Here is a 13,444-nt window from a genome sequence, read left to right as displayed (position 1 = left end):
GGAAATCCACATAGCCCAGATTTATGTATATACATGCCATTGTATTGCTCCATAAGGCAATCCTGTCTTTGCTTTCATGAAGATACCCTTGGATCGGGTGAGTCCGAGGCCTTGTCCGACGAGGTATGAATATGCCAAGTCGAAAGCCGCTGACGCGGTTTCGTCCTGCGTTGCGTGATGACTCATTTTGAGCCGCGCTTGCGCTGCTGATTGTTGCCACCACCCCTGCACAATATGACGGCCATATATTCAGTGGTGAGCTGATACTTTACAGACAGCCTGTCGTCATTATTTATGCGTAGACGTTGCTAACTTTATTCAGGAAGGCCTAAGGTGATGTAGGGGTTGTCGATCAATTTCCCTGTTGCAGCAATTACTTATCACATCTGGACACATGGCGCTAAGCGCGCAGTGTGGTTGGCAATAATCCAACGAGTTATCGCAGTGGTCTAGCCAGAGTCAAATGGGGGCTAAATTGAAACCGTTTGAGGCAAGTTCTGAATTCTTGTCAACCTTACCCGCAGAGCGGAGTGATATCCGCCTTGCGTACGCGGTCGTCCTGCTGTCCTCTATCGCTTTTCTTATTGCAGTGCCGTTCGCAAAGCTGCCGTTAGCCCGTGTGGATGCTTTCATCCCAATCTATGAATCCGCGCTTATTATTACTGATCTGATCACGGTCATTTTACTGTTTAGCCAGTTTTGCATTTTGCGCTCTACCGCGCTGTGGGTCTTGGCCTGCGGCTATTTGTTTAGTGCGCTGATGACCGTGGCCCACATGCTGACTTTTCCAGGCCTGTTTGCACCATCAGGTTTACTGGGCGCCGGGCGGCAGAGTACCGCCTGGTTATATGCATTCTGGCATGGTGGATTTCCACTTTTTCTTATTGCTTATGTGCAGCTCAAAAAAGCTGCGCCCAACTCGTGGCAGTGGCGCTGCAGTCCAAGCGTAGCTATTTTGGCGGGTATTGCGATGGTGGCCGTCATGGTCACGGGCTTCACATATCTGGTGACCGGCGCTCAGGTCAATATTCCAGCCATCCTGCTCAATAATCACTACACCCCAATAGGTTCGGTGATCCTCACCAGTACCTGGGTGCTGAGCGTGCTCGCCTTGATTATTCTCTGGCGGCAGCGGCCGCATACGATTCTTGATCTGTGGCTGACTGTCGTAATGTGTGCCTGGATTTTTGATATTGCACTGGCTGCCGTGCTCAATGCGGGCCGCTTTGATCTCGGTTTTTATGCTGGCCGCATTTATGGCCTGTTGGCGACCAGTTTTGTACTGCTTCTATTGCTGCTGGAATATAGCCGGCTTTATTTCCAGCTCGCTGGCGCGCATGAAAGAGAGCGTAACAAGGCTTTGGATCTGGAGCGGCTAAATGCTCAGATCAAAGAGAGCATCGAGGAGCGGACGAGCGCGCTGGAGGCTTTGCATGCCAAGGAAGAAGAGCAGCAGGCCATTCTTGAGAATCTGTACGACTGTGTGATCACCATCGATAGCAACGGCACCGTGCGTAGCGCCAATCCCGCGCTGGAACGCATCCTGGGTTACACCACGACCGAGCTCATCGGGAACAATGTTTCGATGATCATGCCCGAGCCGCAACACAGCGAGCACAATCAATATCTTGAAAATTACAAACAAACGAATGTGCCGCGTGTGATTGGCATCGGTCGCGAAATAGCAGGCCAGCATAAAACGGGCAGGCTGGTCGAACTCGAACTCAGCATCAGTGAGTATCGTGTGAGCGGGCAGCGCTTTTTCGCCGGCATCTTGCGTGATATCGGTGAGCGTAAACGATTTATTGATGAATTGACGCAAGCGATGGCGCGAGCCAAGCAGGCAAATCGTGCCAAGGATTCATTTCTGGCCACGATCAGTCATGAAATTCGTACCCCTTTGACCGGCATGCTGGGCATGCTGGAGCTGCTGTCGATGACGCCGCTTGAAAGAGGACAATACGAAACCCTGAACGTGGCCTGGAATTCGGCGCGGGGGCTGTTGCGCATTCTGAACGACATTCTCGACTGGTCAAAAATCGAAGCGGGCAAACTGGAGCTCTCCTTGCAAGCGAGCTCGGTGCCACAATTATTGCAGGAAGTGGTTAATACCTATTCACGGGTTGCCAGCGCCAAAAGACTGGTACTCAGCCAGCATGCCGACCCACGTCTTAGCCGCTCGCATATTGTTGATCCACTCCGCTTGTCGCAGATCCTCAATAATTTTGTCAGTAATGCGATCAAATTTACCCGGCAGGGATCCATTGAAATCCGCGCCGAGCTGCTGGAGCAGATCGGAAACCGGGAACGCATCCGCTTTTCGGTGCACGACACGGGCATCGGCATATCCCGAGAGGATCAAATCAAGCTGTTTCAGAGCTATCAGCAGGGCGGCGCTGACACGGCACGCTTATACGGCGGCACAGGACTTGGTCTGGCCATCTGTCGCCGTTTGGCCGAAGCGATGGGTGGGGAGGTCGGTTTGAGCAGTGAGCCAGGGCAAGGCTCCATCTTCAGCTTGACGCTGAGTCTGGAAGCGTCTGATGAGCCGGGCGTAGTGATCCATGAGTTGCACCCCGAGCTGGAGCAGCGTGTCGTACAACCGCTGATTCACCACCGGGCAGAGACGCCGCTCATTCTGATCGCAGATGACCATCCCATCAATCGCGACTTACTGGCCAACCAGATCAACATACTCGGATTAAAAGCCGAAACAGCAGAGAATGGCCGGGTGGCGCTGTCAATGTGGGAAACAGGGCGTTTTGCGCTGATTATCACCGACTGCCATATGCCGCAAATGGATGGTTACACCTTTGCCATGGCAGTGCGCGAACAAGAATCGAATCATGGCCTGGCCCGCACGCCGATCATTGCCTGGACCGCGAATGCACTGCCTGAAGAAGCCGCACGCTGTTTATCCGTCGGCATTGATGAGCTGCTGGTTAAACCCACTCGGCTGGCTGAGCTTAAAGCCATGCTGCAGAAATACCTCAGCGAGCAGGGCGTGCCTTCTTCTGCTACTGCAACAGAGCAAGCCAGTGAGCGCGCAGACAACGGGCCTATTGATCCACAGATCTTGCAGCAAATTTTTCCTGACCGATTATCGCAAGTCCGTCTGCTGAATGATTTTCACAAACACATCCAGATCGATTACACCCAGCTCATCCAGTCATTGGAACAGGGCGACATGTCACAACTTGAGCACACCGCGCATCGAATGAAAGGCTCCTGCCGTATGGTCGGTGCCGTGGAGATGTCGACCGTATGTGCAGCGATTGAACTGGCAGCCAACCGGCATGATTACCGGGCTTGCGAAGAGAATAAAGCGGCCATGAATGACGTAATGGCAAAGCTGGATCAGTATTTCAGTGAAATAGACATTTCCTGATCATTGTGAGGAATACGATTAATGCAGGCCAGTCAATTGAATCTCCTGGTCGTTGAGGATGATGATTTCCAGCGACACATGGTCGTCGAAATGCTGCAATCTTTGGGCGTGACGTCGATTAATGAGGTCTGTAACGGCAAACAGGCGTTGGAAGTCGTGCGAAAAATGGACGCAACGGCTCAGAATATTGCCGTCTGTGATTTGAATATGCCCGAAATGGACGGCATGGAATTTCTGCGCCACCTTGGCAAAGAAAGTCGCAATATCTCGGTCATCATTACCAGTGCGCTGGATCGGAAGGTGCTGTCGTCGGTCAGCCGAATGGTCAAGATGTACGACATCGAACTATTGGGGACGGTCGAAAAACCGATTTTGCGGGAGCGTCTGCAGGAAATACTCGCGCAATATAAACAATCGGACGCTAAATGGGCGCAAGTCGGCGCGGCACGGCAGTTTGAGCTTGAAGAAATCTTGCAGGGCGTGCGTGCCAATCAGATTGAACCCTATTTTCAACCCAAGGTTGATTTGAAAACAGGACGATTGATCGGAGCTGAAGCATTGGCTCGCTGGCTACATCCAGAATACGGTGAAATTAGTCCGGCCGCTTTTATCCCGACACTTGAAGTCAACGGTTTAATTGATGATCTGACGCTGTTGATTCTCGAAAAATCAGCAATCGCATGCCGTTTGCTGATCGAACGCGGCCATATACTCAGCATTTCAGTCAATATTTCGCTGGTTTCGCTGCATGACGAAAATCTGGCCGACCATTTGACGCAAGTGGTACGCAATGCCGGCGTTGATCCCCAATATATCGTGCTCGAAATTACCGAATCAGCCGCTATTTCGGATATCGGGCGTGTACTGGAAAATCTGGCCCGGCTTTGCATGCGCGGATTCACACTCTCGATTGACGATTATGGAACTGGCTACTCCAGCATGCAGCAACTCACGCGCATTGCGTTTAGTGAATTGAAAATTGACCAGTCATTTGTGAAGGATTTTACCGAGAGCGAGATCCTCAGCGTCGTTGTTGAGTCCAGCATCGACATCGCGCACAAGCTGCAGATGAAAAGTACGGCCGAAGGCGTGGAAACAGATCAAGACCGGAAAATGCTGAGCCAGATGGGCTGCGACGTTGGCCAGGGCTATCTGTTCGCCAAGCCGATGAATCTTGCCGCATTCCTCGAGTTTGCAAAAAACTATACGCCCCGGTGCTAGCTGGGCGATTAAACGGCTAATCCCAAATCTTGCAAACGATATCGGGCGCACTTCACTTGGTGCACCGCGCAATGCTGCGGCAGCCCTCGCTGCAACTGTTGCCAAATTCACATCGAGTAATGATGTTTTCATATACATGCCGTGGTATTGCTATCTGGGTAAATACTGGCATGGCTTTGATTGATATACCCTTTGATCGACTATGACGAACAACTCACCTCAATCCCGTTCGCCCAATCGGGTGGCAAGGCGGCGTAGTGTTCGAATTCGGGCTGTTCGTCGAACGGGCGCATCAGGCAGCGTTGCAGGCGTTCGATTTCGCTAAAGTCGCCTTCTTGTGCTTGGGCGATGGCGATTTCGGCCAGATAATTGCGCAGGATGTATTTGGGGTTGGCGGCGAGCATCGCTGCGCTGCGTGCTGCAGCGTCGATGCCATCGTCGAGCCGCTGGCTATAACGCGCGAGCCAGTGGTCAAAATCATCACGGGCGAGAAAGAGGTCGCGCAGCGCGGCGCTGTTTTGCGTGACTGTCCAGTGCGACAGTGTGCGCCAGAATATCGTCCAGTCGGTGTGCGTCGCCTGCATCAGCTCGAACAGGTCGGTGACCAGCGTCCAGTCATCCTCAAGCCATTCTGTAAAACCCAGTTTGGCGTGCAGTAGCTCGGAAAAAGCGGCTTCAAATAGCGATTGGTATTGCGCCAAGGCGGCGAGCAGCTCGTCCTTGTCGACCAGCGGCAACAGTGCTTGCGCGAGGCAGTGCAGATTCCACAGGCCGATTTGCGGTTGCTGGTTGTAGGCGTAGCGGCCAGAGTCGTCGGAATGGTTGCAGATGTGTGCGGCGTCAAAACCGTCCAAAAAGCCGTAGGGGCCGTAATCGATGGTCAGCCCCAAAATCGACATATTGTCGGTATTCATCACGCCGTGGCAGAAACCGACGGCTTGCCAGTGTGCGATCAGTTTGGCGGTGCGCGCAATGACGGCGTCGAGCATGGCCAGATACGGATTTTCGGCGCTCGCGCAGTCGGGGTAGTGATGCGCGATAACCCAATCGGCGAGCTCCTTGATCCGTTCTGGCTCGCCCTGATAAAAGAAATATTCAAAATGGCCGAAGCGGACAAATGTCGGTGCCAGCCGCGTGAGCACGGCGGCGGTTTCTGGGGTTTCGCGCCAGACTTTTTGCGGCGAGCCTGCGATGGCAAGAGCCCGATTGCTCGGGATACCCAGGTGGTGTAATGCCTCGGAGGCCAAGTATTCACGGATCGTCGAGCGCAATACTGCCCGTCCATCGCCTCGCCGCGAATACGGCGTCGGGCCTGCGCCCTTGAGCTGCATTTCCCAGTGTTGCCCGGCCGGATCGCTAAATTCGGCAATCAACAGCGCGCGCCCATCGCCCAGTTGCGGGACATTGACGCCGAACTGGTGGCCGGAATACACACTGGCGATGGGGTAAAAGGGGGGCGTGCTGCCTTGCGGTAATTGGTTGCCGATCAGATAATCGGCCAGTTGTTCGTCTTGGGCAAAATGAATGCCGAGCTGCTCGGCCAGCGAGTGATTGAGCGCGACGACGTGCGGCGCTGGCATCGGCGTTGGCAGAGTGATATCCCAGAAGCGTTCATTGAGCGTGCTAAAGCGGGGCTTGAGCGCCAGTTGGGCGAGCGGGGTGGACATGGCGATTAAAAAAGTTGAGTAGATTAGTCGGGTATTTTAATCCCGTTTGGGGAACTTGTCATGAATGAAAAAATGCCGGTCACAACGGCGATCCGGTTTTTACGCCAGCACAAAATTGCATTTACCGAGCATCTGTATGCTTACGAGGAAAAAGGCGGTACGGCTGTTTCGGCGCGCGAGCTGGGCGTTGACGAGCATTGCGTCGTCAAAACGCTGGTCATGCAGGATGAAAACAAGCAGCCGCTGGTCGTGCTGATGCATGGTGATAAAGAAGTCAGCACCAAAAATCTGGCGCGTTTTATCGGCTGCAAAACCATTACGCCTTGCACGCCCGAAGTGGCAAACAAACACAGTGGCTATATGGTCGGCGGCACTTCACCATTCGGAACGAAAAAAGTGATGCCGGTGTATATGCAGCAAAGCATTCTGGCGCTGGAAAAAATCTATATTAATGGCGGCAAGCGCGGTTTTCTGGTTTGCCTCAGCCCGGCTGATGTTGCAAACAGTCTGGCGGTGATACAGGTCGATATCGCAACGGATTGATGGGTATTGCTTTCTAAATAAATTGTATCAATTGCTGCATTGATATACCTGTATGGGTATTTTGATTGACTGGCTATTTCAGCCCGATATGTAGGGTCGGCTTTAGCCGACCTTTTGTGACTTATGGTTGTATTTGTCGGCTAAAGCCGACCCTACTGAAGTCGATAGCTAACAGGATGGGTATTATCTGATCCCATTGAGAAGCTTGGTGCGTCCGCCAGTCATTTCGCCCAGCTCGTCCCGGAGCATGTGGTAAGTGCCGGCATCGACAGTCCCCGAAATCCGCTCGATAAACTGGTGAGCCTCGCTAACGAGCTTGAAGCGTTCATTGTCTTCGATTTCGGGGTCGCTTTTCAGGTACTTGATAATGGCGTGACTGGTCGAGAGCATCAGCCGCACATTGTGCGTGTGTTTGGCCTTCGGTAGCAGCATATTGAGCGCCTCGCCAAATTCGGCTTTGAGCATCAGCTGTACGCTTTCATGGTTAAGCTCGATAATTTCGGCGCCGGATTGCTGGATAAATTGCTGCCAGAGTGGCCGCATATTGGCCGCGCTTTCGAGCATGCCCGAAATATGCCGCGTGGTGACGAAGCGCTGTGCGATTTGTTGCAGCCAGTTATAGGGCACCGCGCCGGAGTTGGCTTGTTCGTTTTCTGCCGTCGGCGGGCAGACCAGATCGGCGGCCATGATAAAGCTGACGGCCATTTCGAGGTTGAAATCCGATTCGGACATATGCGGCATGACTTGTTCGAGCATTTGCGGATTGCCTTCATACAGCGCCGTGGCAATAAAGCTCATGATCTGGTTTTTGACTGTATCGTCGCGCTTGGCCATTTCTTTGACCATGCGCAGGTATTTGTCGGTGTCCGACGAGTTTTTTTCGCGCTTGGCCGCCAGCGCCAGTTGCAAAACGGTTTCGCCCGACAGGCTGGACGAGTTGCCGCCGCACAGTACGGCTCGACCCAGCAGCTCTTTGGCCTTGGCGGTATCGCCGAGCATATTGGCCAGATTGCCCGATTTTTGCAGACGGCTGACGTTATTGGGCGTCAGGCTCAGGCATTTGTCGAAAATATCCATCGCCTCGGTCAGGCGGCCATCGGCCATATACATGATGGCGAGTTCTTCATAGGCATCGACGTATTGCGAATGCTCGAAAATACATTCAAGCAGAACGTTTTCGGCCTGGGTACGTTTGCCTTGCCGGCTAAATACCTTGGCCAGCCCCAGTTTGGCCCACGGCACAATGCGCTTGGCGAGCACTTCTGCAAATAGCCGGGCGGCTTCGTCAAGACGCCCCGCTTCAAGCAGTAGCGAGCCCAGCAGCCGCATCAGATCGGTGCTAAAGCCGGTGGCTTTGGGAATCAGCTCCTTGGCAGCATTGATGGCGCCGGGCAGATCGCCTTCGTTGATTTTGTCGTAAATGGGTTTTAAAAATCTTTTTCGCTTCCAGGCATTGGAAATGCGGTCGGTCAGTTTGTTGCTGGTGAACGGTTTGATCATGTAATCGTCGGGTCCGATTTCGGCCACAGAAACGACTTTTTCATACGAGGCTTCGGCGGTAATCATGATCCAGATGGTGTAGAGCGGCAGCTCGCCGCTGTTGCGTAATTCTTCGAGCAGCTCCTGACCATTCATTCCTTCACCAAAATGAAAGTCACACAGCACGACGTCAAAAGTCGAATTTTTCAGTTTGCGCCGTACTTCCCCGATGCTGCTGGCCGTTTCGACGCGGGTAATGCCCGCCTGAGCCAGCGTCATCCGGATCGATTGCCGGACCGTTGATGAGTCATCGGCAATGAGTACGCTAGCTTGTACGATTTCTTGCGACATGCGGATATGAGCTCATGAATAGATAATCAATTTCTACTATCGGTTAAATTTCAATAAGCTCAAGGGTTGATCAGATCAGATGACAGCGAAAACGGGAGATATACGGGAAATGCCCTATCCAAAAACGCGATTGTATTTTGGATAGGGATAGGCAAATTTGATCGAAAATTGGCGGAAAATGAGCGCTTAAACGCCAGCAGTACCGAGTTGCTGATTGATAAACTGACCGATCAACTGTATTTCGGGCAGGCAAACCGAATGCTGGATTGGGTAAGTTTGCCAGACCACATCCACGCCCAGCCCGCTGACGTAGTTTTTGGCTTTTTCGCCCAGCGCAAGACCAACCACCGGATCAAAACTGCCGTGCGCTGCCAAGAGTGGCGTCGCCTGATTCGCAGCAATGCTGTTCTGGCTCAGCAAGGATTCATCCGGCAAATAGGTCGACAGACAGACGATGCCGGCCAGTGGCTCCGGATGAGTTAAACCTGCGGTATAGGCAATTGCACCGCCCTGCGAAAAGCCCGCCAGAATGATACGGTGGGTGGGTATCCCCTTGGCATTTTGATCCGCGATCAAATCACGCACATATTGGACGCTGGCTTTTACGCCTGCGATATCGGCCTGACGGCTGATTTGGTCGAAATGCACGATGTCGTACCAGGCGCGCATCACATAGCCGTTATTGCAAGTGATGGGCATGGTTGGTGCATGCGGGAAAATAAACCGTACCGCCAGCTCGTCGGGCAGCCCCAGCTCGGGAACCATCGGTGCAAAATCATTACCATCGGCACCCAAGCCGTGTAACCAAATCACCGCTGCGCTTGGATTGGAGTCCGTTTCGATGGTGACGCAATCGAGTAGTTTGCCGCTCATGCTATTTCCTTGTTGATGCGAATCGCTGCTTTCGGGCGGAAGGCGTTGATGACTGCCGAGTTGGTCTCGACATACGGCCCTTCAAGCAGTTGGATGCAATACGGCACTGAAGCAAAAATGCCGTGTACCAGCACGTTTCCATCCTGATCCTTGACGCCTTCGAGCGTTTCCCTGATCGACTTGGGCTGCCCTGGCAGATTCAGAATCAGGCTGCTGCCGCGAATCACGCCGACCTGGCGCGACAAAATGGCCGTCGGCACGTAATGCAGGCTGATCTGGCGCATTTGCTCGCCAAAGCCGGGCATTTCCCGATCCATGATCGCCAGCGTCGCATCGGGTGTCACGTCGCGTTTGGCCGGCCCGGTGCCGCCGGTAGTCAGCACCAGATGGCACGCGTCGATATCGACCAGCTCGATCAGCGTCGCTTCGATCAGATCGCGCTCATCGGCGATCAGACGGCTGACGATTTCAAACGGGCTGGCGAGCGCCTGGCTTAGCCATTCCTGTAAGGCCGGAATGCCTTTGTCTTCGTATACGCCGCTGCTGGCGCGATCCGAAATCGACACCAGACCGATTTTCAATACATCATTCATTGGATTTAAAACTCACATCGATTGAGTCGCCGTTGGGCTGAACTTGAATTTGCGAATAATGGCTGATTTGCCACTGCGCCAGTCCATGCTCGTCTTTGCCGCCAGCACCGGTCACCAGACACACCGAGGCACCTGCTGCGTGAGCTGAGCGTATCCCTGCGCCAGCGTCTTCAAAAGCCAGACATTGATCGGCATTGAGCCCCAGTTTGGCTGCGCCCATTTGAAATGGGGCAGGGTGGGGTTTGCCCTCGGTTACATCATCAGCGCCGACAATATGCGTGGGCAGTGGCAGGCCAGCGAAAGCCAGCTTGGCCAGCGCCAGATCGCGGGGTGCCGAAGTCACCACCGCCCACTGATGGGGTTCCAGGCTGCTCAATAGTTCATGCGCACCCGCAATCGCCACCGTGCCTTCCAGCATCAGCGCTTCTTCGGCCAGTAGCAGTTCAACTTCGCTTTGTGCATCCAGATGCGGCGCAACGATCTGGATCGTTTCAATGCCACGGCGGCCATGCATGACGGCCTGAATTTCGGCGAAGTTGAGATTATGCCGTTGAGCCCAGTTACGCCATAGCAGCTCGATACAGGATCGCGAGTCGATCAAAGTACCATCCATGTCAAACAACAGGCCTTTCACGGCAATACTCATTCGTCGCCATCCTCGTTTTCGGTGCCGTCAGTCAGGCTGGGCAGCGCTGGCTCTTTGATGTGCGATTTGATCAGCTGGAACAATTCGCGGAATGCTTTGGGCGGCACGTGCTTGCCGCTTTCCTGTGCTTGACGTTCCTTGATTGCATTGCGAATCAATTGACGCAGATGCTGGATATCAACTTCGGGAAAGTCAGCAATAAACTGCTCGACCGTTTTGGTATCGACGAGCATTTTCTCGCGCAGTCGTTCGACCTGATGCAGCCAGGCGGTATGCTTATCCGAATCACCATTGAGTGCATCCAGAAAAGCATAAATCGGCGCCGGATCAATATCGCGCATGATTTTGCCGATGTACTGCTTGTGACGGGCGGTTGCGCCATTGGCGGTAATCCGGCGGCCTTCATTGAGTGCGTCGATCAGTTTTTCGGGCAAATTCAGCGGTGCGAGCTGCTTGGTGCTATACGTCATCAGCGTTGCGCCAAGCTCTTGCAATGCAGTAGCTTCGCGTTTGAGCTGAGACTTGCTGACGCCTTCGATTTCATCGTCGTGTTGTGGTTTGGCCATATCGGATATCTAACGCCGGTGCAAAAGCAGTATGATAACAAAATTGGGCTCAAGCTTCTTGCTATACCTGCCTTAACCTCTCCAACGGAAACCTAATACGTGTCTGAATTCAGTTTTAGCGAAACCGCTTTGCGCCAATTGGCCGGACAAGTCCTCGATATGGCCAAACAACAGGGCGCGACCGCCTGTGATGTCGAGGCTTCCGAAGGGTCGGGGCAGAATGTCTCGGTGCGACTCGACGAAGTCGAAACCATAGAATACAACCGCGATAAAGGCATCAGCGTCACCGTTTATCTGGGGCAGCAAAAGGGGCACGCCAGCACCAGCGATTTTTCTCCCGCAGCGCTGTCCGATACCGTTAAAGCCGCGCTGGCGATTGCCAAATACACCGCCGCCGACGAGTTTGCCGGCCCGGCGGATCCCAAGCGCCTGTGTAGCGTGTTTCCCGATCTGGATTTGTACCATCCGTGGGATTTATCGGTCGAAGATGCGATCGAGCTGGCGCGGCAGTGTGAGCAGGCTGCGCTGGCCGTTGACGAGCGGATTGATAATTCCGACGGTGCCACCGTGTCGACTTCGGCTTCGCGCTGGGTTTACGGCAATTCGCAAGGTTTTATGGGATCGGGCACCAGCACCCGCTACAGCATTTCGGCCGCAGTGATTGCCGAAGATGACAGCGGCATGCAGCGTGATTACTGGTACACCGCAGCGCGTGCACCGTCTGATCTGGAATCGGCTGCCGCAGTCGGGCGCAGGGCCGGCGAGCGTACTGTGCGCCGCCTTGGCGCTCGGCGCCTGAAAACTGGCGAATACCCGGTGCTGTTTGAAGCGTCGGTCGCTGGCTCTTTGATCGGCCACTGGATCAACGCGGTATCGGGCAGCAGCCTGTACCGCAAATCCAGTTTTCTGCTCGATAGCTTAGGCAAGCCAGTGTTTTCACCGATTGTGACGATTACCGAAGATCCATTTACACCACGCGGCTTTGCCAGCGGCGCATTCGACGCCGAAGGCGTTGCAACCTCGGCGCGTACCGTGGTCGAACGCGGGATTCAGCAGGGGTATTTCCTTGGGAGCTATTCTGCACGCAAGCTGGGGATGGATACCACCGGCAATGCGGGTGGCCCGCATAATCTGTTTGTGACGCCAACCGATCCGGCCAGCAGCCTGCTCGCCAAAATGGGAACGGGTTTACTGGTGACCGAATTGCTCGGCCACGGCACCAATATGGTCACCGGTGATTACTCGCGCGGCGCGGCGGGCTTTTGGGTTGAAAACGGCATCATTCAATATCCGGTTGAAGAAATCACGATTGCCGGTAATTTGCGCGAGATGTATCAGCGCATTATCGCAATTGGCGACGATGCGCTCGCATCGAGCAGCCGCAAAGTCGGCGCGATTCTGATCGATAAGATGACCGTGGCAGGCGACTAAGCCGCCATGATGATCGAACGCCCGGATTACTGGAATCAAGCCATTACTGAGCTAGCGGCCGTGGACGCGGTGATGGCGCAACTGATTGCGCAATATCCTGAAATCAGTCTGCGCACGCGCGGCGATGCGTTTCATACGCTGGCGCGCTCGATTGTCGGGCAGCAGATTTCGGTCAAAGCGGCCGATTCGGTGTGGAACCGGCTGGCGGCGTTTCTCGGCGAGGTGAATAGCCGCGCGGTATTGGCGGCCAGCGTTGAAGAGCTGCGCGCTTGCGGCCTGTCGCAGCGCAAAGTCGAATATCTGGGCGATCTGGCGCGCCATCATCATGAAGGCCGCCTCAATCCTGGCGATTGGCATGATTGGGACGATGAAGACATTATCAAAGAGCTGGTGTCGATCCGAGGCATTGGCCGCTGGACCGCCGAGATGTTCCTGATTTTCTATCTGGCGCGTCCGAACGTGCTGCCGCTCGACGATATCGGACTGATCCGCGCGATTGCGCTGCATTATCATCAGGACGAGCGAAAACCCCGTGCCGAGCTGCGTCAGCTTGCCGAACAATGGCAGCCGTGGTGTTCGGTCGCCACCTGGTATCTGTGGCGCAGCCTTGATCCGGTGCCGGTAGAATATTGAGGTATATCCTTCAAGGGTAATAAGGGTGTGCCTTGTATGAATATACCCCTGTG

At 54.1% G+C, this 13,444-nt stretch carries 11 protein-coding genes; 5 read left to right on the top strand and 6 right to left on the bottom strand.

All coding sequences use genetic code 11. The annotated features are described in order from the left end of the window. Positions 1-619: 619 nt before the first annotated feature. Both ACG2XO_RS14120 and ACG2XO_RS14115 read left to right on the top strand, forming a co-directional pair. Positions 620-3,388 carry an ATP-binding protein gene (locus tag ACG2XO_RS14120; protein ID WP_410498632.1) on the top strand — a complete coding sequence of 923 codons (2,769 nt, stop codon included), beginning with the start codon at positions 620-622 and terminating at the stop codon, positions 3,386-3,388. Positions 3,389-3,409: 21 nt separating this feature from the next. Beyond that, the gene (locus tag ACG2XO_RS14115) at positions 3,410-4,609 is read left to right on the top strand and encodes an EAL domain-containing protein (protein WP_410498631.1); all 1,200 of its coding nucleotides are present in this window, start codon (positions 3,410-3,412) and stop codon (positions 4,607-4,609) included. Positions 4,610-4,809: 200 nt separating this feature from the next. Here the strand turns inward: ACG2XO_RS14115 and ACG2XO_RS14110 are convergent, their stop codons facing one another. After that, positions 4,810-6,276 (bottom strand): protein adenylyltransferase SelO, encoded by a 1,467-nt coding sequence (locus ACG2XO_RS14110; RefSeq protein WP_410498630.1) that lies wholly within the window; start codon positions 6,274-6,276, stop codon positions 4,810-4,812. Positions 6,277-6,336: 60 nt separating this feature from the next. Between ACG2XO_RS14110 and ybaK the strand changes: the two genes are divergently transcribed. Beyond that, complete coding sequence (gene ybaK / locus ACG2XO_RS14105) at positions 6,337-6,819, top strand: Cys-tRNA(Pro) deacylase (protein ID WP_410498629.1); 483 nt, start codon at positions 6,337-6,339, stop codon at positions 6,817-6,819. A gap of 183 nt (positions 6,820-7,002) precedes the next feature. Here ybaK and ACG2XO_RS14100 read toward each other — a convergent pair whose 3' ends face one another. From ACG2XO_RS14100 to yjgA, 5 genes are all read right to left on the bottom strand, one after another. Then, positions 7,003-8,649: a response regulator gene (locus ACG2XO_RS14100; protein WP_410498628.1), complete on the bottom strand. Its 1,647-nt coding sequence runs from the start codon at positions 8,647-8,649 to the stop codon at positions 7,003-7,005. Between the two features lie 186 nt (positions 8,650-8,835). Further along, complete coding sequence (locus ACG2XO_RS14095; protein ID WP_410498627.1) at positions 8,836-9,522, bottom strand: alpha/beta hydrolase; 687 nt, start codon at positions 9,520-9,522, stop codon at positions 8,836-8,838. Then, positions 9,519-10,115, bottom strand: coding sequence for a molybdopterin adenylyltransferase (mog, locus tag ACG2XO_RS14090; protein WP_410498626.1), 597 nt, complete (start codon positions 10,113-10,115; stop codon positions 9,519-9,521). The genes ACG2XO_RS14095 and mog overlap by 4 nt, the downstream gene beginning before the upstream one ends. Beyond that, positions 10,108-10,761 carry an HAD-IA family hydrolase gene (locus ACG2XO_RS14085; RefSeq protein ID WP_410498625.1) on the bottom strand — a complete coding sequence of 218 codons (654 nt, stop codon included), beginning with the start codon at positions 10,759-10,761 and terminating at the stop codon, positions 10,108-10,110. The genes mog and ACG2XO_RS14085 overlap by 8 nt, the downstream gene beginning before the upstream one ends. Then, complete coding sequence (gene yjgA, locus ACG2XO_RS14080) at positions 10,758-11,327, bottom strand: ribosome biogenesis factor YjgA (protein ID WP_410498624.1); 570 nt, start codon at positions 11,325-11,327, stop codon at positions 10,758-10,760. The genes ACG2XO_RS14085 and yjgA overlap by 4 nt, the downstream gene beginning before the upstream one ends. 159 nt (positions 11,328-11,486) lie before the next feature. Here yjgA and pmbA point away from each other — a divergent pair, with 159 nt between their 5' ends. Both pmbA and ACG2XO_RS14070 read left to right on the top strand, forming a co-directional pair. Next, positions 11,487-12,758 carry a metalloprotease PmbA gene (gene pmbA / locus ACG2XO_RS14075; protein ID WP_410500269.1) on the top strand — a complete coding sequence of 424 codons (1,272 nt, stop codon included), beginning with the start codon at positions 11,487-11,489 and terminating at the stop codon, positions 12,756-12,758. Positions 12,759-12,764: 6 nt separating this feature from the next. Next, positions 12,765-13,391, top strand: a complete 627-nt coding sequence (locus tag ACG2XO_RS14070) for a DNA-3-methyladenine glycosylase family protein (protein WP_410498623.1) — start codon at positions 12,765-12,767, stop codon at positions 13,389-13,391. Positions 13,392-13,444: the final 53 nt, after the last annotated feature.

This window comes from Chitinibacter sp. S2-10, assembly GCF_046530675.1.
GTDB lineage: Bacteria > Pseudomonadota > Gammaproteobacteria > Burkholderiales > Chitinibacteraceae > Chitinibacter.
The sequence above is the reverse complement of the archived record's forward strand: the minus strand, read 5'-3'. Positions and strand labels throughout refer to the sequence as shown.